Annotated in this window: 22 protein-coding genes; 16 read left to right on the top strand and 6 right to left on the bottom strand. The window is 64.4% G+C overall.

Annotated features, from left to right (window positions below; genetic code table 11):
* The first annotated feature begins 103 nt into the window (after positions 1-103).
* The 8 genes from EOA24_RS05550 (at position 104) to EOA24_RS41445 (ending at position 6,490) form a co-directional block, all read left to right on the top strand.
* On the top strand, positions 104-907 hold the full coding sequence (locus tag EOA24_RS05550; protein ID WP_126079203.1) for a sugar phosphate nucleotidyltransferase: 804 nt from the start codon (positions 104-106) through the stop codon (positions 905-907).
* A gap of 2 nt (positions 908-909) precedes the next feature.
* A complete protein-coding gene (locus EOA24_RS05545) occupies positions 910-1,671 on the top strand; it encodes a TIGR04290 family methyltransferase (protein ID WP_126079204.1) in 762 nt (253 codons plus the stop codon).
* Positions 1,664-2,599, top strand: a complete 936-nt coding sequence (locus EOA24_RS05540) for a beta-xylosidase (RefSeq protein WP_126079205.1) — start codon at positions 1,664-1,666, stop codon at positions 2,597-2,599. The genes EOA24_RS05545 and EOA24_RS05540 overlap by 8 nt, the downstream gene beginning before the upstream one ends.
* Positions 2,600-2,614: 15 nt before the next feature.
* Positions 2,615-3,676 (top strand): glycosyltransferase family 4 protein, encoded by a 1,062-nt coding sequence (locus EOA24_RS05535; protein WP_126079206.1) that lies wholly within the window; start codon positions 2,615-2,617, stop codon positions 3,674-3,676.
* Positions 3,676-4,668: a GNAT family N-acetyltransferase gene (locus tag EOA24_RS05530; RefSeq protein WP_126079207.1), complete on the top strand. Its 993-nt coding sequence runs from the start codon at positions 3,676-3,678 to the stop codon at positions 4,666-4,668. Before EOA24_RS05535 ends, EOA24_RS05530 begins: the two co-directional genes overlap by 1 nt.
* The gene (locus EOA24_RS05525) at positions 4,665-5,579 is read left to right on the top strand and encodes a class I SAM-dependent methyltransferase (protein ID WP_245467251.1); all 915 of its coding nucleotides are present in this window, start codon (positions 4,665-4,667) and stop codon (positions 5,577-5,579) included. Before EOA24_RS05530 ends, EOA24_RS05525 begins: the two co-directional genes overlap by 4 nt.
* Before the next feature lie 59 nt (positions 5,580-5,638).
* A complete protein-coding gene (locus EOA24_RS05520) occupies positions 5,639-5,857 on the top strand; it encodes a hypothetical protein (protein WP_126079208.1) in 219 nt (72 codons plus the stop codon).
* A gap of 465 nt (positions 5,858-6,322) precedes the next feature.
* Entirely contained in the window at positions 6,323-6,490 is a 168-nt protein-coding gene (locus EOA24_RS41445) for a hypothetical protein (protein WP_189343250.1), read from the top strand.
* 6 nt (positions 6,491-6,496) lie between these two features.
* On the opposite strand, the gene EOA24_RS05510 is transcribed toward EOA24_RS41445, so the two are convergent.
* Both EOA24_RS05510 and EOA24_RS05505 read right to left on the bottom strand, forming a co-directional pair.
* Complete coding sequence (locus tag EOA24_RS05510) at positions 6,497-7,057, bottom strand: sigma-70 family RNA polymerase sigma factor (RefSeq protein WP_126079210.1); 561 nt, start codon at positions 7,055-7,057, stop codon at positions 6,497-6,499.
* A 354-nt stretch (positions 7,058-7,411) separates the two neighbouring features.
* Positions 7,412-8,095, bottom strand: a complete 684-nt coding sequence (locus EOA24_RS05505; protein ID WP_348633066.1) for a universal stress protein — start codon at positions 8,093-8,095, stop codon at positions 7,412-7,414.
* Between the two features lie 313 nt (positions 8,096-8,408).
* Between EOA24_RS05505 and EOA24_RS05500 the strand changes: the two genes are divergently transcribed.
* Both EOA24_RS05500 and EOA24_RS05495 read left to right on the top strand, forming a co-directional pair.
* Entirely contained in the window at positions 8,409-8,807 is a 399-nt protein-coding gene (locus tag EOA24_RS05500) for a cytochrome c (protein WP_126079212.1), read from the top strand.
* Positions 8,808-8,871: 64 nt separating this feature from the next.
* On the top strand, positions 8,872-10,431 hold the full coding sequence (locus EOA24_RS05495) for a bifunctional aminoglycoside phosphotransferase/ATP-binding protein (RefSeq protein ID WP_126079213.1): 1,560 nt from the start codon (positions 8,872-8,874) through the stop codon (positions 10,429-10,431).
* 114 nt (positions 10,432-10,545) lie between these two features.
* Here the strand turns inward: EOA24_RS05495 and EOA24_RS05490 are convergent, their stop codons facing one another.
* Positions 10,546-13,227: a bifunctional acetate--CoA ligase family protein/GNAT family N-acetyltransferase gene (locus EOA24_RS05490; RefSeq protein ID WP_127409656.1), complete on the bottom strand. Its 2,682-nt coding sequence runs from the start codon at positions 13,225-13,227 to the stop codon at positions 10,546-10,548.
* Positions 13,228-13,368: 141 nt separating this feature from the next.
* Between EOA24_RS05490 and EOA24_RS05485 the strand changes: the two genes are divergently transcribed.
* The 4 genes from EOA24_RS05485 to EOA24_RS05470 all read left to right on the top strand — a co-directional run bounded on the left by EOA24_RS05485 (position 13,369) and on the right by EOA24_RS05470 (position 16,548).
* Entirely contained in the window at positions 13,369-13,755 is a 387-nt protein-coding gene (locus EOA24_RS05485; protein ID WP_126079215.1) for a DUF302 domain-containing protein, read from the top strand.
* Between the two features lie 8 nt (positions 13,756-13,763).
* Positions 13,764-15,635, top strand: a complete 1,872-nt coding sequence (locus EOA24_RS05480) for a heavy metal translocating P-type ATPase (RefSeq protein WP_126079216.1) — start codon at positions 13,764-13,766, stop codon at positions 15,633-15,635.
* Positions 15,632-16,081: a thioredoxin TrxC gene (gene trxC / locus EOA24_RS05475; protein WP_126079217.1), complete on the top strand. Its 450-nt coding sequence runs from the start codon at positions 15,632-15,634 to the stop codon at positions 16,079-16,081. Before EOA24_RS05480 ends, trxC begins: the two co-directional genes overlap by 4 nt.
* Positions 16,082-16,161: 80 nt before the next feature.
* On the top strand, positions 16,162-16,548 hold the full coding sequence (locus tag EOA24_RS05470) for a hypothetical protein (protein ID WP_126079218.1): 387 nt from the start codon (positions 16,162-16,164) through the stop codon (positions 16,546-16,548).
* Between the two features lie 150 nt (positions 16,549-16,698).
* Here EOA24_RS05470 and EOA24_RS05465 read toward each other — a convergent pair whose 3' ends face one another.
* Positions 16,699-17,682 carry a zinc-dependent alcohol dehydrogenase family protein gene (locus EOA24_RS05465; RefSeq protein WP_126079219.1) on the bottom strand — a complete coding sequence of 328 codons (984 nt, stop codon included), beginning with the start codon at positions 17,680-17,682 and terminating at the stop codon, positions 16,699-16,701.
* 484 nt (positions 17,683-18,166) lie between these two features.
* Between EOA24_RS05465 and EOA24_RS05460 the strand changes: the two genes are divergently transcribed.
* Entirely contained in the window at positions 18,167-18,811 is a 645-nt protein-coding gene (locus EOA24_RS05460; RefSeq protein ID WP_126079220.1) for a helix-turn-helix domain-containing protein, read from the top strand.
* 46 nt (positions 18,812-18,857) lie between these two features.
* Positions 18,858-19,373, top strand: coding sequence for a GNAT family N-acetyltransferase (locus EOA24_RS05455; RefSeq protein WP_126079221.1), 516 nt, complete (start codon positions 18,858-18,860; stop codon positions 19,371-19,373).
* 62 nt (positions 19,374-19,435) lie between these two features.
* Here the strand turns inward: EOA24_RS05455 and EOA24_RS05450 are convergent, their stop codons facing one another.
* Positions 19,436-20,623 carry an acetate/propionate family kinase gene (locus tag EOA24_RS05450; protein ID WP_126079222.1) on the bottom strand — a complete coding sequence of 396 codons (1,188 nt, stop codon included), beginning with the start codon at positions 20,621-20,623 and terminating at the stop codon, positions 19,436-19,438.
* A 62-nt stretch (positions 20,624-20,685) separates the two neighbouring features.
* Positions 20,686-22,354: phosphoketolase family protein (locus EOA24_RS05445; protein WP_133374464.1), on the bottom strand; the 1,669-nt coding region annotated here is incomplete at its 5' end.

Raw genomic sequence — 22,354 nt, 5'->3', positions numbered from 1 at the left:
TCCTCGACGAGCATACCTCAGCGCATCGCGCCGCCGAACTCGACCGCATCCTGAACGACGCTTTTGCATCCACGTCGAGGGGCACAATGGAGGAAGCTGTCTGATGTTTGGCATCGTGCCTGCCGCCGGTCGTGGCAGCCGCATTCAGCCGCTGGGTTTCTCCAAGGAGCTGCTGCCGGTCGGCAGCCGCCTGGACGGCCAGACCGAACGCCCTTGCGCGGTGAGCGAATATCTGGTGCGGCGCATGGTGCGCAACGGCGTCGACCGCATCTGCTTCATCATCGGTTCCGGCAAGTCGGACATCCTCGAATATTACGCCGCCGGCTATGGCGACGCCGCGGCGATCTTCGTGGCGCAGCCGTCTCCGATCGGACTCTGCGACGCGATCTTCCGCGCCGCGCCGCTCGTGACGCCGGACGAAACGGTCCTGATCGGCCTGCCGGACACGATCTGGTTCCCTGAAGACGGCTTCTGCCGTCTGGCCGACGACCGGCTGTCCTTCCTGATGTTTCCGGTCGATCGCCCGGAACTGTTCGACGCCGTCGTCCTCGACGAGAACGGGCGGGTCGAGCAGATCCAGGTCAAGCAAGCTGACGCCGCGACAAACTGGGTCTGGGGCGCCTTCAAGATGCCGGGCCGTATCTTTCATCAACTGGCGGCCCTGTGGCGCCAGCGCGACGGCGTCGACGAGTATTTCGGCACGCTGGTCAACGCTTATCTCGCAGGCGGAGGCGAAGCTTACGGCGTCAAGGCGGGGACGGCCTATGTCGATGTCGGTACCTTCAACGGCTATCGCACGGCGCTCAGGCTGCTCGAAAGCAACGACGCCATCGATGACGGGACCCTGCCGACATTCGCATCGCAGGACTGTCCGGCAGTGCCAACCGTTCCAGGCGAAGGAGCTTAGCCATGCTGCATTCCAGCACGGAAATACGCCGCCGCATCGACGCATTGGGGCCGTGGTTCCACAATATGGAGCTCGCGGGCGTGGAGACTGCTCCCGATCATTTCCTCGGCAACTATCCGCTGATCAAATGGCGCAAATTCGCGGATGCCATTCCGACAGATCTTTCGGGCAAGTCGGTGCTCGATATCGGCTGCAATGCCGGCTTTTACTCGATCGAAATGAAGAAACGTGGCGCCGATCGCGTGCTGGGAATCGACTTCGACCAAGCCTATCTCGCCCAGGCGCGTTTCGCCGCCGAGATCGCCGACTGCGAGATCGAGTTCCGGGAACTGTCGGTCTACGACGTCGCCTCGCTCGGCGAGCGCTTCGACATCGTGCTGTTCATGGGCGTGCTTTACCACCTGCGCCACCCGTTGCTGGCGCTCGACCTGATCCGCGGCCATGTCGCGAGCGACCTGATGATCTTCCAGTCGATGCAGCGGGGCAGCAACGAAGTCCTGCCGCTTGAGCAGAACTACCATTTCTGGACACGCGACCTCTTCGATCAGCCCGAGTTTCCGAAGCTGCACTTCATCGAGCATCGCTATGCGGACGACCCGACCAACTGGTGGATTCCAAACCGCGCCTGCACCGAAGCGATGCTGCGCAGCGCCGGGTTCGAGATCCTGCTCCACCCGGAAGACGAGGTCTATTTCTGCCGCGCGTCCGGCGAACCGGCCGGCAGCGCCGCCGTCTATCCTTCGAAAGGAGAGACCCATGATTGAAGCCGCCATGATCTGGAACGAGCCCAACAACAAATCGCACTGGGACCCTGAGCTCGACCCCGACTGGAGCCGTTTTGCCACAATGGCGACCCTGGCGGCCGATGCCATCGGCCGGGAAAATCCTGCCATCACAAAGGTGCTGGGCGGCATTTCGCCGATCGATGCCGGGTTCATGACACGCATGAAGGAGTTCGGCGTGCTCGACCATGTCGACGCGGTCGCCGTGCATGGCTTCCCGCTCGACTGGAACCTCTGGCAAATCCACGAGTGGCCGCACAAGCTCGGAGAGATCGCGACGGTCGCCGACATTCCGGTTTGGGTCAGCGAGGTCGGTGTGTCGACCTTTGGCGCCGAGGAGGTGCAAGTCTGGGGCTTGCGCCGGACAGCGGAGCTTTTGCTCGGACTTGCGCCGCGCGTTCAGTGGTACAGCCTCTACGATCTGCCGCGCTCCTGGGAAGCGACGACGCGCCATCGGGAGGCGGAAGGTTCGTCCTATTACAGGCACTTCTACATGGGCCTGCTTCGCGAGGACGGCACGCCCAAGCCGGCGCTCGAGGAATTCGTGCGCCACACTCCGCAAATGGGCCTGGTGCAGTGGTTCCACTATGAGGATCACCGGTTGGACGACGCTGTTGCCTGGATGGAACGTCTGGGTGTCACCCACCTGCGCACCGGCCTGTCTTGGGCCGACAGTTTTCGGCCGAATGCGCTGGACTGGTTCGACCGCCAGATGGAAGCGCTGGCCGACTTCAACGTCACCGTCACCTTCTGCTTCACGCCGGAACATCGGGGCCTGCAGCCTCACCACACCAGCCCACCCCAGATCCCCGAGGAATTCGCCGAGTTCTGCGCGGAGATGATCCGCCGCTATGCTCCCGCGATCGGCGACGAGATGGCGCCGACGCAGCGCGTGTCGGCGGCTTGGTGAGGCCCCAGATCAACGATGACACTGACTGTCCTCAACGTCGCCTACCCTCTCGCGCCCGTCGGGCCGGATGCGGTCGGCGGGGCCGAGCAGGTGCTGTCGGCGCTGGATCGGGCGCTGGTTGAAAAAGGCCACCGTTCGGTTGTCGTCGCCTGCCACGGCTCAAGCACGGCCGGCGTCCTGGTGGAAACACCAGCCGAGGCGGGAGTGCTCGATGAGGCGGCGAAGGACCGAGCTCATCAGGCGCATCGCGATGCGATCGCGACCGCCCGGGCGCGCTGGCCGATCGACGTCGTTCACCTCCACGGGATCGATTTCGATGCCTATCTGCCTGACGACGGTCCCACCCTGGTGACATTGCACCTGCCACTCGGCTGGTACCCGCCCGAGGTGCTGGCGCCGTCACGCGAGGACTTGTGGCTGCATGCGGTCTCGCCGGCGCAGCACAGGACGGCGCCGGCAGGATCGAGACTTGCACGGCCTATCCCGAACGGCGTCGATGTCCATGCGCTGAACGAGCTTCGGTCGCGGCGCAATTTCGCGCTGGTGCTCAGCCGCATCTGTCCCGAAAAGGGCATCCATCTCGCGATAGAGGCAGCCAAGCGCGCTGGCATGCCTCTGGCGATCGCCGGTCAGGTCTATCCCTACGAAACCCATCTGCGCTATTTCGCCGACGAGGTCCGCCCTCGGCTCGATCGCCAGCGGCGTTTCCTCGGGCCACTCGGCTTCTGCGCCAAGCGGCGGCTGCTCAACACCGCACGCTGCCTGGTCATTCCCAGCCTTGCTCCCGAAACAAGCTCGCTTGTCGCGATGGAGGCGCTCGCCTGCGGCACACCGGTCGTCGCGTTCCCGAACGGCGCCCTTCCCGATGTCGTCCAGCACGGCAGGACCGGGTTCCTGGTCAATGACGTCGAGGAGACGGCGAAGGCCATTATCGCTTCCGGAGCCCTGGACCACGAGGCATGCCGTGCGGAGGCGCGTCGCCGCTTCTCGCTTGAGCGCATGACCGCATCCTACATGGATGCCTACGAAGCGCTGGCGAAGCTTGGCACCCGTCGCGCCTTGCTGGGAACCGGCTGATGGGCGGTCTGCGCACCGAGATCATTCGTGACGCGAGAGCATTCGAGGACCTGGAGCCGCATTGGTGGCGGCTCTGGCGGCGGAGCATCTCGGCCACGCCGTTCCAGTCTCCTGCCTGGCTCATTCCGTGGTGGCGGACATTCGCGCCCGGCGACCTTGCGGCCATTGCAGTGTGGAGTGGAGACGCCCTCGCCGGCCTGGCGCCGCTCTATGTCGAAAGGCATGATCGCGGTCAGCGCCTGCTGCCCATCGGCATTTCTCTAAGCGACTACCTCGACATCTTGTGCGTGCCGGAACTGGAAGCGAAGGCTGGCGCCGCCATTGCCGACGCGGTGCTCTCGCTCGAATGGTCGCAATGGATCCTGCCCGACCTCCCGGCCGATGCCGTGTCGCTGAGCCTTGAGCTGCCGAATGCGCAAGAGCGCCGGTCGATGGCGCAGGCCGCCTGTCCCGTGCTGCCGCTCGATGGCGATCGAACCCTGGCCTATTCTGTTCCGGCGAGACGAAGACGTCAGTTGCGCCGCGCCGAGCGAGCCGCCCGGCGAAGGGGAGCCGTTGTCGTCAGGCGCGGCGAGTCCGATCCGCAGATATTTCTCGACCGGCTGATCCGGCTGCATGGCGCGCGCTGGGCCGGTCATGGCGGGGGCGTGCTGTCCGACCTGGCGGTGGAATTTCATCGCAGGGCACTGCCGCGGCTTGCCGATAACGGCCTGGCGCGATGCCTGACGATCGAGATCGGCGATGCCGTCGTCGGTGCCTATTACGGATTTCATCACCGCGACAGGGCCTATGCCTATCTCGGCGGTTTCGATCCAGCCTATGCCGAGGAAAGCCCCGGCGCGATTCTGATCGGCCATGCCATCGCGGAAGCCGCCAACGAAGGCGCGCGCGAGTTCGATTTCCTGCGCGGCCGTGAAGGCTACAAATATGGCTGGGGCGCGAACGACCGCTGGACAGCGCAAAAGGTGTGGATGCGGAGCGCGCCGCCGTGACCCCCGCGAGGCAAACCGGTGCGATCGCCAGGCGCCTGATTGAGGATTACATGGCGGACGGCCTTTCGGTCGACAACGCGCTGGCCAAACTGGCCGTCTGTGTCGACAAGACGACCAGCGCGGCGCAACTGGCGGATGTCGCCCTGGACATGCGCCCGAGCCATGTGCCCCGGCGACGCTGGCTGGAAGGCATCGCCACGATGCTGCGTGACAAGGCCGACGCCTTCGACGCCGTCCGCAGGGTCGCTGCCTGCGTGTCGCATGACCGCGTCAACGGCGAAACGGCCGCCATCACCGTCGAGCGGCTGGCCGGCGGATTCGATCGGGCGGCCGCCATATCTCCGGCCGCCAGCGTGCAACTGTCGTCGCTGGGCGACGAGGACAGCCTCTCGGCCACAACCGGCGAGATTGCCTTGTGGCTGGAACGGCAAGGCATGCTCGGCACCCGCAACCGCATATTGGACATCGGCTGCGGCATCGGGCGCCTCGAACATGCGCTTGGCGCCATGGCGGGACGTATCGTCGGCATCGATATCTCGCCCCGGATGATCGCCCTCGCGCGCCGGCGATGCGCCGGCGTCGCCAATGTGGAATTCCGCCTGACCTCGGGCCTGGATCTCGGTGACTTTGCCGATCAAAGCTTCGACGGCGTGCTGGCTCTCGACAGTTTTCCGTACCTGGTGCTCGCCGGTGTCGCCGAGCGGCATTTCGGCGAGATCTCGCGCGTGCTGCGGCCAGAAGGGATGGCGGCAATCCTCAACTATTCGTATCGGGCGTCGCCAGACATCGATTCCCGCGATATCAACCGTCTTGCCCATGCGTTTGGCATGGACGTCTTGGTCGATGGCGAAATGCCTTTCGGCAGTTGGGACGGCACGGTCTTCCTTATCCGCGTTGCCGGCGGAACATAACGCGCGCGCGGCAGTTCGGTCGCCGAACAGTTTCACGCGGGCAGTCCAGGAGAAGAACAATGGCAACCAGCGGTAAGAAGCATATGGGCCGCGGCAGCCAGGGCAAGGGCTCCGGAACCGGAGCGAAGACGACACTCGCAAAGGACATGGTCGGCGAGAACGAGGTTCTGTCCAACCGGGACAAGAAGCAGCATACGGAGCAACGCGGCCTCGACGGCAACCGGATCAAATCCGATCAGTACCAGGATCACGCGGCGAACCGTCTGCCGAAGGAATGAGTGCATGCTCGCGGATCGCCTTTTGCCCCGAAATCCGAAGACTGCGATGCCGAAATCCCACAGCTTGCGTCGAGCGCCTTGCAAAGGCTGGTCGGGTATGCCTCAGTGAGATCTGAAGGGGCCTCTATTGTTAAGAGAATGCGATGTCTCGCCGGAGCCAGCGCGATCTATGCGCCCAGGCAATCCAGAGCCTGGACCAGGAGATCGCGTCCCTGTTGACCGCCATCGAGCGGGAGAAGGTCCCTGACCGGCAGACCAGGCTTGCACTCGAACTGCAGAACGCGCTGATCGAAAAGCGCAAAGGCGATATGACGGCCGAGCGCGGTTGACGACGTCGCGGCGAGGATGCGGCATTCCTCCGAGACCGGGCCGAAGGGCATTGGCAGTGCCTGCGGTCGTCGTGCCAGCAAGATCGGTGGAACATTAACATAAGTGAATCGTTGTAGCCGGTTAGGAGTCATCCCGATGGCGCAGGATGGCAGAACTCCGGAAGTGGACGAACTCATTCGGCGGCTGGTCGCAACGACGGGCATCACCGAAACGCAGGCGCTTGAACTTGTTTCCCTGCTCGGTCTGAATTGGGCCTCGCTGATGAGAGAGGCGAAAGTCCTGAAAGCAACTCAGCGCCGGTAGGCTGCTTTAGCGTCTTGCGCCTTCAGTATCCCAATGGTCGTCCGAAAATTGGCGTCGTCGCTCGATCAGCGCCTGCGGCGAGCTTTCCCCGAGGAACTCCAGAACACCGGCACGGGCACGATTGAGACGGCTTTTGACGGTGCCGACAGCGCAACCGCATATCTCAGCAGTTTCTTCGTAGCTTACGCCCAGCACGCCGATCAGCACCAGCACCTCACGCTGATGGGACGGCAGTTTCTGGATGGCTCGATGCACTTCCTTGCTTTGGACGGACCAATCCTGCGACGGCTCCGAGATCGGCCGGGTGGAGGCGCAGTCAAGCAGCCCGGGCGCCTCCCTGGCCGCTGCCTTGACACGCGTGTAATGCGTGTTGCGCATGATCGTGAAGAGCCAGGACTTCAGCCGCGTGCCCGGCTCGAACTTGTCCAGGTTGGCAAGCCCCTTGGTCAGTGTCTCCTGCACGAGATCGTCGGCGTCGTCGGGCACCCGACAGAACGTCCGCGCAAAAGCCCGCAAGGCAGGAATAAGATCGACGACGGAGACCTCACCGGCGTCAGGGTTGGACAAATTATGCTCTCTGGGTAACAATTTTCCGGGCCCAGCAAACAGGAGTGGATGAGATGCGGACTAGGGAGAATGCCTGAGAAAAAGGAACGTTCCTGTTTTCCGTCGCTCGGCCGAAAACTTTTGGCCAAGGGGCTCCAGGGAGCAGCACCGCAATGGGGCGGTCACTCGACATGCGCGCCACACGGACGGCAATGACATCTTTCGACAGTTGAAAGGCAAAGCTGAGCGCCTTGTCCGCGCCTGTTCCACTGCTGGGTCACGACGAGAACGATAGGCGGTTGAATGTTGCCGAGATTGAGCTTTCCGGGCTCGCGCAGACCAGCCTCGAGATCTGGCCTATCGGCGAATGCGCCTTCAACGCGCCATAAGAACCGCCAGCCCCGGGTCCTCGATCATGGACTTGGTCACGCCGCCGAATATCCGCTCGCGCAGCCGGGAATGACCGTAAGCCCCCATGACCACGAGCTCGGCCCCGGTGTCGGTGGCATGCTGGCGAAGAATGTCGGCGACAGAATGGCCCGAACTCGGCAGGCGATCGACCGCGACCTTCGCGCCATGCCGGGAGAGATAGGCCGCCAGATCCGCTCCCGGCTCCGCTCCATGATGCCGTTCGTCTTCGATCGGATCGATCATGGCGACGCGGACCTCGTCGGCGGATGACAGGATATCGAGCGCCTCCCGCACGGCGCGCGAGGCTTCCAGGCTGGCGTCCCAGGCGACAAGGACGCGTTTCGGTTTCAACGTCGCGCGCGCTCCCTGAGGGACCAGCAGGATAGGCTTCCCGGACGAGAACAGGCTGCCCGCAAGGACCTTATCCTTAAGCAAGCCGCTTGCGAGCATCTCCGGTCCGACGATGGTCAGGTCGGCATAGCGGGCCCGCCGACCGATGATCTCATCCGTCCAGGACTGCTCCGGGTATTCGCTGCCGAGGTCGGCCGATACGGGGCCTTCCGACAGCATCCTGGATACCACCGAACTGCGCTTCTCCAGGGTTTCCATTTCGGCTTCGCGCTCCGCGAGCCAGGCCGGCGAGACCACTGCTGCGTATTCTCCGCCAGACGGAGGCGCCGCAATGACCACGACGAGCAGGGAAAGATGCGCGTCGATTTCCTCGCACAGACCGGCCGCGAGCCTCAGATCATCGTTTCCGTAATCGGGCCCGGTAACCGTGAGCAATGTCTTGAATGGCATGGGGGCCGCTCCTTGTTCGAAAACACGGAATGCAGCCTTAGCGAGTCGGTTGGAATCCTTCCTTGCGCTGAATCAAATGGCCCCCTCGCAAGATTGATCCCGGTCAACGTGCGTGCGCGTCGCATGGTTTAGCCTGACACCGATGGCTGGAGGCAGATCAATGAGATTCCGGACGACGATTGGTCTTTTCGCGCTGACGCTGAGCGCCGCGGCGGCGCAGCAGATGAGCAATGGACAGCAGGAATATCTGAATTCCTGCGCGGTCTGCCACGGCGTGGAAGGCAAGGGCGACGGGCCCTTGGCCGATGAGCTGCGCAAGCGCCCCGCCGATCTGACGACGCTGACGAAGCGCAATGGCGGGGAATTTCCCTACTGGCGGGTCTACGCCACGATCGACGGTCGCGGTCTCGTCCCGGCGCATGGTGAGCGCGACATGCCGGTGTGGGGCAATCAGTTCCTGCCTGACGACGTGAAGAAGTACGGTCCCTATGGCGGGGAGGCCGTAACCACGGAACGCATCCAAAACCTCACAGGTTATGTCCAGACGCTCCAACGCTAGGGAGGCTCATAGAGCTTCACTCGGCAAGGCCGAGGGATGACGCAACCAAGTCAAGGACGCACTTATGATCACCGAGAACCAGGATGTCGTGGTCGAGATGCTGAAGAACCCTGCCAGCCATGGCGAGGTTGGTCCGGTCGAGACGATCGAAACACATATTTCCCGGATCTTCCTCGTCGGGCGGCGCGCATTCAAGATGAAGCGGGCGGTCAAGCTGCCCTATGTCGACTTTTCGACGCCGGCGTTGCGGCTCGCCGCGTGCGAGAGGGAAGTGGAGCTGAACTCCATGACAGCGCCCGGCCTCTATCTCGATGTCCACCGCGTCGCGCGCGCGGGAGACCGGCTTGCCCTAGACGAGCCGGGAGAACTGGTCGACGCCGTCATCGAGATGGTCCGCTTCGACCAGTCCAAGCTCCTGGATCGCATGGCCGCGGCGGGGGAACTGACACCCGCGCTGATGACGGGCGTGGCCCGCATGATCGCGCACTATCACCGCGGCGCCGAAGTGATCCATGCCGGCAGCGGGTCGGCGAATATCGGCGGCGTTCTCGAAATCAATGCGGCCGGCTTTGCGACAAGCCACGTGTTCAACGGAAAGGAAATCGAAACGCTCAACGCAGCGTTTCGCGACGCCCTCGCCCGCCGTGCCGGCCTTCTCGACCGGCGAGAGGCGGCAGGCAAGGTCCGCCGCTGCCATGGCGACCTGCATCTGCGCAACATCTGCGTCTTCGATGGCGAGCCTCGCCTGTTCGATTGCATCGAGTTCAATGATCAGATCGCCACCGTCGATGTCCTCTACGATCTCGCATTCCTGCTGATGGATCTGTGGCATCGCGGTTTTCCGCAATTCGCCAATCTGGTGATGAACCGCTATCTCGACGATGCCGATGACGAGGACGGCTTCGTGCTCCTGCCTTTCCTCATGGCGGTGCGGGCGGCGGTGCGCGCTCACGTGACCGCGACGCAGGTCGAGGAAGGCAGCCAGGACTCCGCAAGGCTGGTTGCCGAAGCGCGGTCCTATTTCCAACTCGCGCAAACCCTGCTGGCCGAAACGCCGCCTCGGCTCGTCGCAATCGGCGGATTGAGCGGCTCGGGCAAGACGACGGTCGCCGAGGCCCTCGCCGCTCAGATCGGCGCGCCGCCCGGCGCCCGGATCGTCGAGAGCGACCGCATCCGCAAGGCCATGCATGGCGTGGCGGCCGAAACGAGGCTGCCGGCCAAGGCCTACCGGCCCGGCGTATCGGAACGCGTCTACCGCCAGATAGCCTGGCTCGCGGAGCTTATTCTTGCCGAAGGCGGCTGCGTCGTCGCCGACGCGGTCTTCGACAGGCCGGAGGATCGCGACAGGATCGAGCGCGCAGCGACCGGGACAAACGTTCCGTTTGCGGGATTTTGGCTGGCGGCAGATCCGTCGGTGCTTTGGCGTCGGGTCAGCGAGCGCAAGGGCAGCCCCTCCGATGCCACGATCGACATCCTTTCGCGGCAATTGCAGCGCGATGCCGGTCCGATGTCCTGGCGCAAGATCGAGGCCAACCGCAAGGTGACCGAAATCACGGCCGAGATGGTGGCCTCGGTCGAGGGCGCCGTTTCATCCGCGGCCGGCTTCAGGAAGACCGGATCATAAAGCCGTCACCCGTTTGGAGCAATTCCGGGAAAAGCGTCCGCGGTCTTCCGTCGGGAATTGCGTCAAAACAAGGAGATAGAGCCTTTCGCCGTGTTCGTGAAACAGTGAAACGCTCTAGCGGACTTCCAGCGTCGCCACCGACAGGCCGGGCTCGCTCGGGTGGTGCGCGATCGAGAAGCCGAACTCCAGGCACATTGTGAGCATCTTGCGATTTTCGTTGAGGATCGTGCCTTCGATGCGGCCGATGCGTTCGGCCTTCGCATAGTCGATGACCTGTTTCAGCAGATCCCATCCCAGGCCATGGCCTTGCAGGTCCGATCGCACGAGCAGCGCATATTCACCGCTCCTGTGATCCGGATCGCAGGAAAGCCGGCCGATTCCCGCCAGCGCTCCCGTGTCCTTTTCAAGAGCGACGAAGGCGATGTCGCGCTCGTAGTCGAGCTGTGTGAGCCGCTTCAGCATCTGGTCCGGGAAGTTCTTCCGCAGCGACAGGAAGCGCAGTCTGAGGTCGTCGGGAGAAATCTTCGCCAGGAACGCGGGATAAAGCGCCACGTCCGCCGGCATGATCGGCCGGATGTGAAAGGTCATGCCGTCCGACTGGAGATCGCGGCTCCATCCCGACGGATAGGGCCTTATGGCAAGCGCCGGGTTCGGCGCCGGCTCATCCACCCGTCGCGGGTCGATCTCGATACGCGCATCGAGCGCAACCACGCCTTCGGCATCGGCCAGCAGCGGGTTGATGTCGAGGGAGACGAGGCAGGGGAAGTCGACGATCATTTGCGACAGGCCGTTCAGCGCGGCGATGATCGCGCCTCGGTTGGCCGGCTTGCGATCGCGATAGCCGGCAAGCAGGCGGCCTATCCTGGTCGCGTCGATCGCGTCTCCGGCCAGCACGTCGTCAAGCGGCGGCAGGGCGATCGCGGTATCGTTCACGACCTCGACCGCCGTGCCGCCGGCGCCGAACAGAATGACCGGGCCGAACATCGGGTCGAGGTTCATGCCCAGTATGAGTTCCTGAGCATGCTTGCGCGCGACCATGGCTTGCACCGTGTAGCCGTCCGCCTTCACCTGCGGCGACCGCGTGCGCAGGCGCGTCTCGATCGACCGGGCGGCCTCCGCGGCCTTCTCCGCGGTCGCGATGTCGAGGACCACGCCGCCGACATTCGACTTGTGCGAGACCACCTTCGACAGCAATTTGACGACCACTGCTTCAGAGCTTTCGAGAAGCTCGCCGGCGGCCTGGGCCACTTCCACGACGGATCCGGCGACGATGGTTCGCGGCACGGGGATTCCGTAGGCTTCTATCGCCGCTTTTGCTTCCGGCTCCGTCAGCATGCGTCGCCCTTCGGCGGCCACCTTCCGTAAGATGGCGTGCGCCGATGCCTTGCCATCGGCCTGATCGCCACCCCGGCTCGGGGGAGTCCGCAGCAGCGCCCGCTGAGCGCGCGACCATTCGCCGAGATAGGACGCCGCGATCGCCGCGTCCTCCGGCGTCTCGAAGCTCGCGATGCCGGCTTCCGTCAGGACGCGCCGGCCTTGGCGCGCGGTATGCTCGCCAAGCCAGCACGCGAGAAGCGGTTTTCCGCCGATCTCGCCGTCGTCGCCAAGCTCGGCGACCTTCCTGGCCGCGTCCGGCGAGGAACCGAGCCCGGTGGGGCAATTCATGACCAGGATAACGTCCGTCCCCGGATCCGCCGCCAGGGCTTCGAGCGCCGCCCCGTAGCGCTCCGGCGCGGCGTCACCGACGATGTCGACCGGGTTCGCATGCGACCAGGTCGGCGGCAGCGCCCGGTCGAGCCGCTCGATCGTCGAGGGCGCAAGTTCGGCCAGCTCGCCTCCACGATCGACGATCTTGTCGACGGCAAGCACGCCGGCCCCGCCGCCATTGGTGACGATGCCGACCCGCGCCCGCTCGAGGGGAGCGTGACGGGCGACAGTCTCGGCGGCATCGAGCAGCTCGGCGAGATCATCGACACGCAGCACGCCTGCCCTGCGCAAGGCGGCGTCGACCACCCTGTCGGCGCCCGAAAGCGCTCCGGTATGCGTCGCGGCCGCCCTGGCCGCCTGCTCGTGCCGCCCGGGCTTGATCGCGATAACCGGCTTGAGGCGCGCCGCCGCCCGCGCGGCCGACATGAACTTGCGCGGATTGGGTATGGTTTCGAGATACATCACGATTGCTCGCGTGTGGAAATCGCCCGCCAGCATGTCGAGGCAGTCGCCGACATCGACGTCCGCCATGTCGCCGAGGGAAATGATCCGGGAAAAGCCGACATTGTTCTCGGCCGCCCAGTCGATCAGCGACGTGGCGATGGCGCCGGACTGCGAGATCAGCGCAATGTTCCCGGGCCGCGCCGCCATATGGGCGAAACCGGCGTTGAGCTTCGCCGGGGGAACCATCAGCCCGACGGTGTTCGGGCCAATGATGCGCATGAGCGAGGGCTTGGCCGAATCGAGCATCGCCTGGCGCAGACCATTGGCGTGATTGAGCCCCGCGGTGATGACGACGGCGGCGCGCGTCCCCTTCTCGCCCAGTTCCCGCACGATATCGGGCACAGTCTCGGGAGGGGTCACGATCACGGCCAGATCGGGAACCCCCGGCAGATCGGCGACCCTGCCGTAGCAGCGGTGGCCGACCACCTGCGCATGTTTGGGATTGACCGGCCAGATCTCCCCCTCGAAGCCGCCGCCGACGATGTTGTCGAAGACAACGCGGCCGACCGAGCCAACGCGCTCGGTCGCGCCGACGACAACGACGGATTTCGGTGAGACCGCGTATTCAAGATTTCGGATTGTCATCCTGGAGAACTCCTTGCCGCCACATTCACCGAAGGCGGCTAGCATTCATTGCGCTGGATCAAAGCGCCATCCGACCCCGGCGGCTAGCTACTGCCCTCAAGCTGTCGCTGCTGGCGAAGATCGCCATGGAAGGAGGATCCGATGAGCTATTACTTCAGCAAGAGCCTCGACATGCCGTTCGCGGCGGCGATCGAACACGTCACCAGAAAGCTTGCCGGCAAGGGCTTCGGCATCCTGACGAGGATCGATGTCCAGCACACGATGAAGGTCAAGCTGGGCGTCGACTTCAAGCCATATATGATCCTCGGTGCCTGCAATCCGCATTTCGCATGGCGCGCGCTGCAGGCCGAGGACAAGATCGGCGCGATGCTGCCCTGTAACGTGATCGCGACCGAGACCGCCCCCGGCAAGACCGAGGTGGCGGCGGTCGATCCGATGGTGGCGATGGGAGCGATCGACAACCCGCAACTTGCCGCGACGGCAAAGGATGTCCGGCTTTTGCTGCGGGAAATGATCGACGAGCTTTGACAGCCGTCATGAACGAATCCGTGCTGCGGCGCGCGCTGCTGATCATAGCCGTTCTCGGCCTGGCGCTCGGACTGGGCGTCTGGCGAAACGGTATCGACATCGCCTCGCCCGATACGATCTGGACAGCGGCAACGCTGCCCGTCGTGGCGGCGCTTGCCATCTCGATCCTGCGAGATTTCTGGATCGGCCGGGTCGGCGTCGACACGATCGCGCTGGTTTCGATGTCGGCGGCGCTGCTGCTTGGGCAGGCCTTGGCGGCGGTGGTCGTCGCCATCATGTATGCCGGTGGCACCGTGCTTGAAGATCTGGCACGCGGCCGGGCGGAGCGGAATCTCAGGGCTCTGACCGACAGGGCGCCGCGTGTGGCGCACCGGAAATCCGCACATGGCACCGAAACTGTCGCGATCGACCAGGTGGCGGTCGGCGACGAGCTTCTGGTGCGCGCCGGCGAATTGCTGCCCGTGGACGGCGTCCTGATCGACGCCTCGGCCCAGGTCGATGAGTCGACGGTCACCGGAGAGCCCCTGCCGGAGCGGCGCGGCGCCGGCGACGCATTGCGCAGCGGCACCGTCAATGTCGGCGAGGTCTTTGTCATGCGGGCCTCGGCTATCGCTGACAAAAGCACCTACGCCGCGATCGTGCGCATGGTCGCCGCCGCGCAAACCGCCAAGGCGCCGCTCATACGCATTGCCGACCGTTTTGCCCTGCTCTTGCTTCCGGCCACGCTGCTGATCGCCGCCATCGCCTGGTATCTTTCCGGTGATCCGATCCGCGCTCTCGCCGTCCTGGTGGTCGCGACGCCCTGCCCGCTGATCCTCGCGGCGCCCGTCGCATTCATCGGCGGTGTGTCGCGTGCCGCCCGCGCCGGCATCCTCATGAAGGGCAGCGCGGCGCTGGAGGCGCTTGCCCAGATACGCACCGCGATCTTCGACAAGACGGGGACCCTGACGCTCGGCGGCGCCGAGTTGATCGAGATCGACGTCGCTCCAGGCCAGGGAACCGATGAACCGCTGCGGCTGCTCGCCTCGCTTGAACAGGCTTCGCACCACGTTCTTGCGGATTCGATTGTCCGCATTGCCCGCCATGGGAACCTTTTGCTTTCCCAACCCTGTGATGTCCGCGAGCATCGGGGAGAAGGCCTTGAAGGTCAGGTGGATGGGATGTCGGTCGTGGCCGGATCGAGGCCGCTGGTTCTTGGAAACGGGCCATTGCCCAACTGGGCGGAGAGCGGAGAGAGCCGGTATCGCGACACGCAGGTGCTCAGGGTGTTTGTGGCCATCGATGGCCGGCTTGCCGCTGTTTTCACATTCGGAGACGCCATACGCGAGGATGCGCCCGGCACTGTCGAGGCTTTGCGTTCGGCAGGCGTCACCCGGATAGTCATGCTGACTGGCGATGACGGCGCGGCGGCCGAAAAGGTCTCCGCTTCGCTCGATCTTGATGCCGTCTTCGCCAACGCCACGCCGGCCGACAAGGTTGGGACAGTCGAGGCCGAAAAGGCTGCGGCGCCGACGATGATGGTCGGCGACGGCATCAACGATGCGCCTGCCCTTGCCGCGGCGACCGTAGGCATTGCCATGGGAGCCCGCGGCGGGACAGCTTCGTCCGAGGCGGCGGACGTGGTCGTGCTGACCGACAGGCTGGAACCTGTCGCGGAAGCATTGCGTATCGCCAGGCGCACGCGCGGGATCGCCCTGCAGAGCATCGTCGTCGGGCTGGGGCTCTCGGGCGCGGCGATGATCGCGGCCGCCATGGGGCATATAACGCCGGTGGCGGGAGCACTGCTGCAAGAGGGCATAGACGTCGCCGTCATCGTCAATGCGCTGCGGGCCCTTGGCGACGGGCGTCTCGGCCACGATCGAAATGGGAGAACGTCATGACGCAGGAGAATCTGGTGGTTTGCACCAAATGCGGCGTGGTCAACCGCCTGCCGCCGAACCGAAACAGCGCCGAAGCGCAATGCGGAAAATGCGGCGCCCGGCTGTTTTCCGGGGTCCCGCAGGACATCGACGCAGCGAACTTCGACCGTCAGATCGGGCGCGGCAGCCTGCCCGTCCTGGTCGACGTCTGGGCTCCGTGGTGCGGTCCCTGCAAGATGATGGCGCCGGCCTATGAGGCCGCCGCCAAGGCGCTGGAGCCTCGCATCCGGCTGGTCAAGCTGAATTCCGACAAGGAGCAGGCCATCGCGGCGAGGCTGGGCATTCGCGGTATCCCCACCGTGATCCTGTTTCACCGCCAGCGGGAAATCGCGCGCGTATCGGGGGCGATGAGTGCCGGCCAGATCGTCAATTGGGTTCGCGGTCATGTGCCGACAGGCACCAGTTGAGCCGCGAGCCGATGCCCGTTTGACCTTGATCAAGGTCACCTCCGATCGCCGCGATAGGAATGGCCTCGAAGGAGTCTGCCATGACCAGCTTGCACGACCTCACCCCGAAATTCAGGAACATCCGCCTGCTTCTCGCACGCGAAAAAGGTCATCCGGAAGGAGACCGCGAGGAAGGCTACGATGTGCTCGCACCGCTCACCAATGAGGGACGGCTGGACGCGGAGGAGTGGAAATCGCACAAGGGCTTCTGCCGCGTCCGCCGCTTCCGCACCGGCGAGGACGATCTTGTCGGCCGCCTGCGGCGCAAGCCGGGTGGCCAATGGTATTTCGATTACGCCGAAAGCGATCGTGACGACGAGGTCGGCTTTCATCTCGGCGAGGAGCGCTTCCTCACTGGCGAGTACGTCTCGATCAAGCGCAACGGGGCCATGCACACCTACCAGGTGGCCCGGGTCGAGCAGCCATAGCGCAGCTCGGCAAGCCGTCCGGGAGAAGAATGTCGCGCTGCGTGCCTGTTTTCATCGGCCATCCCGACCCGCCCCTGACCGACTCTGCCGGCCAGGGACGAACCGGCTAAAGCAGATGCCACGGCTAGGCGAACGCGCGGTCCAGGACCGTCAAGGCTTAAGGACGGCGGCGCCACTCAGCCTGCCCATGCGCAAATCATCCAGCGCCTGGTTCGCCCGCTCCAGCGGATAGACCTTTGTGTGCGTGCGCACCCGGGCGTCCCTCGCGATCGGAAAGAACTCCTCGGGGTCCCGGCGGGTCAGGTTGGCGACCGACACCAATTCCCGTTCTTCCCACAGAAGCCTGTAGGGCATCGATGGAATGTCGCTCATATGGATGCCGCCGCAGACCACCCGGCCGCCCTTGCGGACAGCCCGCAACGCGGCCGGCACCAGTTCGCCGACCGGCGCGAAAATGATCGCGGCGTCAAGTTCGACCGAAGGCAATTCATCGGACGCCCCTGCCCAGGCAACGCCCAATGAGCGCGCGAATTCCTGTGCCTGGATGTCGCCAGGCCGCGTGAAGGCAAAGATCTCACGTCCCTGCCAGATTGCGACCTGCGTGATGATATGCGCGGCGGCGCCGAAGCCAAAGATGCCCAGCCGGCGGCCATCGCCGGCCTTCTTGAGACAGCGCCAGCCGATCAGACCAGCGCACAGGAGCGGCGCCAGCGACACCGGATCCGCGGCGGCATCGAGCTCGAAGGCGAAATGCTCGTCGGCAACGACATGACTGGCGAAGCCGCCGTCGCGCGTGTAGCCGGTGAAGAGCGGCTGGTCGCAGAGGTTTTCGGCGCCGGCGTTGCAATAGGGACAATGTCCGCACGTGTGCCCCAGCCACGGAACGCCTACCCTCTGCCCAAGCCGGGCTCGCGATACGCCTTCACCGACAAGATCGACGATGCCGACGATTTCGTGGCCCGGCACGAGCGGCAGCTTTGGCGATGGCAAGTCACCGTCCACGACGTGCAGGTCGGTGCGACATACCGCGCATGCCACCACCTTGAGCCTGATCTCGCCCGCCCCCGGCAAGGGATCCGGACGGTCGACGAGATTCAGGAGCGTACCGGGCTTTTCCAGCACCATTGCCTTCATCACGCTTCCCCGTTTCTCGGAAGACAGACTGGAACGGACCGGCTTTCCCACGGCACGAAAGAATGAAACCGCGCTGGTCCGGCATCCTTTCCTATCGCGAGCGCCTTATCCTGTCCGGATACGGCCGGGCATGACCGTGCCTTGCTCGGACGTGCTTCCTGGCACGGAGCATCTCGAAATAAAGGCCTGCGCGGCAAGATAGGCAAGGCCGAGTATCCCGGTCCAGATTTCAATCATCTCGGAGTTCATGGTCGGTTTCCCCTGGTTGCTCCGGCCAAACAATGCCGAGTCAAGTCATGCCGGCCTTGATCGTGGTCAATCGCGGACCCAGTTGGCGGACGTGCCAGGCGGCCTGCTCGACATGTCTGGCTCGGCAGGGTGATCTGGGATCGCACTAAGTAGTTTCCCGTAGGGACATAACCGAATTTCGGCATGGCTGGATTTGGGCGATTGCTGTTGTCACAAATTCACTGGGACCACATCCATGTACGCTCAAGCCTCCGCCAAGATCGACCTGCCGTCCTATCTTCCCCATCAGAGCCCCGCGCCAGCCTTCGAAGGGCCGGCGACGCCGGTCAGCTTCTTCACGGCAGGCGCTGAAATCTATGCCCAGGGCGAAAAGGCCGGCGCGCTCTATCAAGTCGAATTCGGCGCGGTTCGCATCTACCGCCTGCTCGCCGACGGTCGCAGGCAGATCAGCGCATTCCACCTGGCGGGAGAGACCTTCGGTTTCGAGGCCGACGTCACCCATCACTTCTTCGCCGAGGCGATCAACGCGACTGGTGTCCGGGTCTTCCGCGCTCCGTCAGGCACGGACATGTCGCGTCAGCTCCTGCCTCTGGCGCTCAAAGGCCTGACTCGGGCGCAGGAACATCTCCTGGTGCTCGGCCGCCAGAACGCCATCGAGCGCGTCGCGGCGTTCCTCGTCGAAATGTCGGAGCGTCAGGGCGGGCTGCGGCAGGTGGAACTGCCTATGTCGCGCAACGACATCGGCGACTATCTCGGCCTCACCATCGAAACCGTGTCGCGGGTCTTCACCCGCCTGAAAGAGAAGGGCGTGATCCGCCTGCTCAGCCTGCGCAGCATCGAAATTCTGAAACGCGACACGCTGCTGGCAATGGGTGAATGAGGCCATTGCGCCAATCCCGCGCATCAATCCTGAAAAGGGGCTGAAAATGAAAACCATGCTTACGACCCACACCGGATTTCGCTTCGAGGTGCGTCGAGCGCGTCCCGACGATGAGCCGATCGTCGCCGAGTTCTTTACCCATGTGACACCGGAGGATCTGCGCTTCCGCTTCCTCGGAGCCGTGAAGGAAGTCTCGCATGAGCGGCTTGTGGCGATGACCCGATCCGACGATCCGCACGTCCATAATTTTCTCGCCTTCTCCACCGACGGAATGCTGATTGCGGTGGCGACCCTCGCCGCGGACCCGGCCGATCGGCATGGCGAAGTCGCCATCTGCATCCGCGAGGATCGCAAGCATCTCGGCGTCAGCTGGGAATTTCTCGGCTATGTCGCGCGTTATGCCGACGATCATGGGATAGAGACCATCGAATCGATCGAGAGCCGCGAAAACCGCGCAGCGATCGAACTCGAGCGCGAGATGGGCTTCATCGTCACGACGGATCCCGACGACCCGACGCTCGTCCTGGTTCAGCGGAAGCTCGGCGCCTCGTTGCCGGGCTGAGGCGAGTCGCATTTGTTTGATGATATCGCCCGGGAGCGCCGCGCGCTTCCGGGCGATATCATTTAGTCTTTGCCTTCGAAGCCTTCGAAGCCGAGCAACTCAGCGGCCACCGCACGTTCCTCGTCGGCGGGAATGACAAGCACGTCGACCAGGGAATCCGGGGCGCTGATCAGTTCTTCGCCATGCGCGTTCAACTCCTCGTCGAGCCCGACGCCCAGCCATCCCGCGGCTTCGCAGATGCTCTGCCGGATCGCGGGCGCATGCTCGCCGATGCCCGCCGTGAACACGATGGTGTCGAGCCCGCCAATCGCCGCGGCAAGCGATCCGATCTCGCGCCCGACACGATAGACGAAGAGATCGACGGCGCGCATCGCCGCCGGGTCTTTCGATGCAAGCAGCGTCTGCATGTTTCCCGAGATGCCGGATACCCCGAGCAGACCGGATCGCTGATAGAGCAGGTCGGCAAGTTCGTCCGACGACAGCTTCCGGTCCTGCAGAAGGTGCAGGAGGATGCCGGGATCGATCGCGCCGCAACGCGTGCTCATGACCAGGCCGTCAAGCGTCGAGAAGCCCATGGTGGTGGCGTGGCTTACGCCTGCCTTCATCGCGCACAGGCTCGCACCGCTGCCGAGATGGGCAACGATCGTCCGGCCGCCGGCGGCGGCGCCATAACGGTTGTTGAGCTCGCTGGCGATATGGCTGTAGGAGAGCCCATGGAAGCCGTAGGAGACGATGCCTTGCTCCGCCATCTCATGCGGCAGGCCATAAAGCCTTGCGTGCTCGGGCTGCGCCGCGTGGAAGGCCGTATCGAAGCAGCCGACCTGCATGGTGCCGGGCAGGAGGCGGCTGGCCAGGTCGACGAGCTCCAGGTTGATCGCCTGATGAATCGGGGCGAGCGGCTCCAGCCTGCGCAAGGCACCGAGCGTGCGCTCGTCGAGCAGCATTGCGCGGACAAACTCCCGGCCGCCATGCACGATGCGATGTCCGACCCGGCCCACCCGGCGCAGGAGGCCGCGGTCCGCAAGATAGGACGCAACGGCTTCGAACGCCGTGCCGATGGAGATCGGCTGTTCGCCAAGGCTCCTGTCGAATGACGGCGTCATTGCCGTGGGCGCGACGTGGAGCCGGGGCCGCTCGCCGATCGACGAGACGCTGCCGCGCACCAGCAGATGGAGCTCGTCGCGCCATTGGAAGACGGCGAACTTCAGGCTCGATGAGCCGCCATTGAGGACGAGAATTGCGTCGGTCATGGCCGGCCGGTCCCCGCCGCTTTTGCAAGCCCGATCCTCTCGGCCCGGCGCCTCGTCATCGATTACCGCTCCCACTTCCAGCCGAGTATCTCGGGCATGTCCTGCCCGTGCTTGCGGATATAGGCTGCGTGCTCGATCAGCTTGCCTTCCATGGCCTGCCTCAGCTGGATGTGCGCGCCGGCCGGCTCGGGAATGCGGTCGAGCACGCCGAGCACGAGATGATAGCGGTCGAGCCCGTTCAGCACGGTCATGTCGAACGGCGTCGTCGTCGTCCCTTCCTCATTGTAGCCGCGCACATGGATGTTGTCGTGATTGGTCCGCCGGTAGGTCAGGCGGTGGATCGTCCACGGATAGCCGTGATAGGCGAAGATGACAGGCTTGTCCCTGGTGAACAACGCGTCGAACTCATGGTCCGACAGCCCGTGCGGGTGATGTTCCTTCGGCTGCAGCGTCATCAGATCGACAATGTTCACCACACGGACCTTGAGGTCGGGAATGTGGCGCCTCAGGATCTGAACGGCGGCCAGGGTCTCGAGCGTCGGCACGTCGCCGGCGCAGGCCATCACCACATCCGGCTCGGCGCCGCCGTCGGTCGACGCCCATTCCCATATCCCAATGCCGGCGCCGCAGTGGACTTTCGCCTCGTCGATGGACAGCCACTGCCAGGAATTGGCCTTGCCGGCGACGATGACGTTGATGCGGTTCCATGTCTTAAGCACATGGTCGGTCACGCAAAGCAGGCTGTTGGCGTCCGCCGGCAGGTAGACGCGCACGACGTCCGCCTTCTTGTTCAGCGCCACGTCGATGAAGCCTGGATCCTGATGGCTGAAGCCATTGTGCTCCTGCTGCCAGACATGGCTGGACAACAGATAGTTCAGCGAAGCGATCGGCCGCCGCCAGGGGAGCTTGCGGCAGGCATCCAGCCATTTCGCATGCTGGTTGAACATGGAATCGACGATGTGCGTGAAGGCCTCGTAGCAGGAGAAGAAGCCGTGGCGCCCGGTGAGCAGGTAACCTTCCAGCCAACCCTGGCACGTATGCTCGGATAGAATTTCCAGAACCCTGCCTTCCCGCGCCAGGTGGACATCCTCGGGAACGATCTCTTCCATCCAGGCGCGCTCCGTCACCTCGAAGACGTCCTGCCACCGGTTCGAGGCCGTCTCGTCGGGGCCGACGATGCGGAAATTCCTGGCAGCCCGGTTCAACGTCATGACGTCGCGCAGGAAGCGGCCCATGACACGGGTCGACTCCGCCTTGACGCCGCCGGGCCGCTCGACCGGGACAGCGTGCTCATCCAGGCCAGGCAGTTCGAGAGACCGCCGCAGCAGGCCGCCATTGGCATTCGGATTGGCGCTCATGCGCCTGTCACCTTGCGGCGCGGTGGCGCGGATCGCGGCCAGGGGTGCGCCGGCGGCGTCGAAAAGCTCTTCGGGCCGGTAGCTTCTCATCCACGCCTCAAGCATCCTCAGATGCTCTGGGTTCTCGGCCAGGCCGGAAAGCGGGACCTGGTGGGCGCGCCAGAATCCCTCGGTCTTCAGCCCGTCGACCTCCTTCGGACCGGTCCAGCCCTTCGGGCTTCGTAGCACGATCATCGGCCATTTCGGCCGCGGCTGCGCGGTCTTCGCGCCGCCGCGGGCCGCATCCTGGATCGCCTTGATGCGGTCGAGCGCATCGTCGAGCACGACCGCCATCCGCTCATGCATCAACGCCGGATCGTCACCTTCGACGAAC

The sequence above is a fragment of the Mesorhizobium sp. M2A.F.Ca.ET.039.01.1.1 genome (genome assembly GCF_003998035.1).
In the GTDB taxonomy this organism is placed as follows: Bacteria; Pseudomonadota; Alphaproteobacteria; order Rhizobiales; family Rhizobiaceae; genus Mesorhizobium.
Note: the sequence above shows the minus strand (reverse complement) of the source record. Positions and strands in the feature narration are given on the sequence as shown.

Coding starts and splice junctions, on each gene's coding strand:
- EOA24_RS05550 (WP_126079203.1), top strand. CDS start 104: ATGTTTGGCATCGTGCCTGCCGCCGGTCGTGGCAGCCGCATTCAGCCG.
- EOA24_RS05545 (WP_126079204.1), top strand. CDS start 910: ATGCTGCATTCCAGCACGGAAATACGCCGCCGCATCGACGCATTGGGG.
- EOA24_RS05540 (WP_126079205.1), top strand. CDS start 1,664: ATGATTGAAGCCGCCATGATCTGGAACGAGCCCAACAACAAATCGCAC.
- EOA24_RS05535 (WP_126079206.1), top strand. CDS start 2,615: ATGACACTGACTGTCCTCAACGTCGCCTACCCTCTCGCGCCCGTCGGG.
- EOA24_RS05530 (WP_126079207.1), top strand. CDS start 3,676: ATGGGCGGTCTGCGCACCGAGATCATTCGTGACGCGAGAGCATTCGAG.
- EOA24_RS05520 (WP_126079208.1), top strand. CDS start 5,639: ATGGCAACCAGCGGTAAGAAGCATATGGGCCGCGGCAGCCAGGGCAAG.
- EOA24_RS41445 (WP_189343250.1), top strand. CDS start 6,323: ATGGCGCAGGATGGCAGAACTCCGGAAGTGGACGAACTCATTCGGCGG.
- EOA24_RS05500 (WP_126079212.1), top strand. CDS start 8,409: ATGAGATTCCGGACGACGATTGGTCTTTTCGCGCTGACGCTGAGCGCC.
- EOA24_RS05495 (WP_126079213.1), top strand. CDS start 8,872: ATGATCACCGAGAACCAGGATGTCGTGGTCGAGATGCTGAAGAACCCT.
- EOA24_RS05490 (WP_127409656.1), bottom strand. CDS start 13,227: ATGACAATCCGAAATCTTGAATACGCGGTCTCACCGAAATCCGTCGTT.
- EOA24_RS05485 (WP_126079215.1), top strand. CDS start 13,369: ATGAGCTATTACTTCAGCAAGAGCCTCGACATGCCGTTCGCGGCGGCG.
- EOA24_RS05480 (WP_126079216.1), top strand. CDS start 13,764: ATGAACGAATCCGTGCTGCGGCGCGCGCTGCTGATCATAGCCGTTCTC.
- trxC (WP_126079217.1), top strand. CDS start 15,632: ATGACGCAGGAGAATCTGGTGGTTTGCACCAAATGCGGCGTGGTCAAC.
- EOA24_RS05470 (WP_126079218.1), top strand. CDS start 16,162: ATGACCAGCTTGCACGACCTCACCCCGAAATTCAGGAACATCCGCCTG.
- EOA24_RS05465 (WP_126079219.1), bottom strand. CDS start 17,682: ATGAAGGCAATGGTGCTGGAAAAGCCCGGTACGCTCCTGAATCTCGTC.
- EOA24_RS05460 (WP_126079220.1), top strand. CDS start 18,167: ATGTACGCTCAAGCCTCCGCCAAGATCGACCTGCCGTCCTATCTTCCC.
- EOA24_RS05455 (WP_126079221.1), top strand. CDS start 18,858: ATGAAAACCATGCTTACGACCCACACCGGATTTCGCTTCGAGGTGCGT.
- EOA24_RS05450 (WP_126079222.1), bottom strand. CDS start 20,623: ATGACCGACGCAATTCTCGTCCTCAATGGCGGCTCATCGAGCCTGAAG.